2 protein-coding genes are annotated in these 1,202 nt (G+C 77.7%); one reads left to right on the top strand and one right to left on the bottom strand.

Annotated elements, in window-relative coordinates; all coding sequences use genetic code 11:
* Positions 1 to 3: 3 nt before the first annotated feature.
* On the bottom strand, positions 4 to 615 hold the full coding sequence (locus DVA66_RS20545; RefSeq protein ID WP_232822107.1) for a maleylpyruvate isomerase family mycothiol-dependent enzyme: 612 nt from the start codon (positions 613 to 615) through the stop codon (positions 4 to 6).
* Positions 616 to 743: 128 nt separating this feature from the next.
* Between DVA66_RS20545 and DVA66_RS20540 the strand changes: the two genes are divergently transcribed.
* Positions 744 to 1,202: thiolase family protein (locus DVA66_RS20540; protein ID WP_456297823.1), on the top strand; the 459-nt coding region annotated here is incomplete at its 3' end.

Genomic DNA, 1,202 nt, shown 5'->3' with positions numbered 1-1,202 from the left:
GCGTCAGCCGAACCGGCGGTGCAGCAGCTCCGCCCCCGGACCGGTGAGGTAGCGGGCCACCCCGGCGCGTCCGGCCAGCACCATCAGCACCGCCTCGCCCGGGCCCCGGGCCTCCGGACCGCGGCCGGTGGACCAGCCCAGGTCGGTGGCGACCAGCCGCACCCCGCGGCCGTGCCAGAAGCCGCGCAGCGGGGGCGCGGTGACGGCGAACGGCAGGCAGACCGCCAGCCGGTCGGCGGGCACCTCGCGCGGCAGCCCGAGCGGACGCCGGATGTCCTGGGCGTGCACCAGGGCGTCGACCAGCCCGACCCGGCCGCCCATGCTGGCCGTGGTGCCCTGCGGGGTGAGGTGGTCGGGGAGGAAGGCCACCAGCTGCTCCGGGCTGCGGTCGCGGTAGTCGTCCAGCGCGGCGTCGTTGAGCCGTCCGGGACGCAGCCGGGCGCGCAGCAGCCGGCGCAGCAGGTCGGACCGCCCGTGCTCCTCGTAGCTGACCAGGTGAGCCACCACCTCCCTGACCGTCCACCGGCTGCACAGCGTCGGGTGCTCCCACTGCTGCGGCGTCAGCGTGTCCAGCAGGTCGGCCAGCTCTTTGCGCTCGGCCCGGGCCATCGCCATCACGTCCACCGCTGCTCCTCCGGTCGGGTCCCGTCCCGCTGATCCTGCACCGCTCGGCGCCGGGGTGGGAACCGGGCCGGGTCGGCGGCGGGGTGGGGGCGGCACCGCCGCGGTGGTTGGATCTGGTCGTGGACGACGTCGTGATCTGCCAGCCGCTGCGCACCCCGGTGGGGCGGATGGGTGGGGCGCTCGCCGGGGTGGCCGCGGTCGACCTGGCCGCGGGGCTGCTGGCCGAGCTCGCCCGCCGCACCGGGCTCGCCGAGGACGAGGTCGACGACGTGGTGCTCGGTCAGTGCTACCCGAACGGGGAGGCGCCGGCGGTCGGCCGGGTCGCCGCCCTCGACGCCGGGCTGGGTACCGGGGTGCCCGGCCGGCAGGTGGACCGCCGCTGCGGCTCGGGATTGCAGGCGGTGCTCGACGCCGCCGCGATGGTCGCCACCGGCGCCGCCGAGGTGGTGCTGGCCGGCGGGGTGGAGTCGATGTCGCAGGTGGAGCACTACGCGCTGCTGCGCGGCGGCACCCGCGGCGACGTCACCCTGGCCGACCGGCTGGTGCGGGCCCGCGAGACCGCGGGCGGGCGCTCCCAC

Origin of the sequence: Desertihabitans aurantiacus, from assembly GCF_003344635.1 — a bacterium.
Classification (GTDB): Bacteria; Actinomycetota; Actinomycetes; order Propionibacteriales; family Propionibacteriaceae; genus Desertihabitans; species Desertihabitans aurantiacus.
The sequence above is the reverse complement of the archived record's forward strand: the minus strand, read 5'-3'. Positions and strand labels throughout refer to the sequence as shown.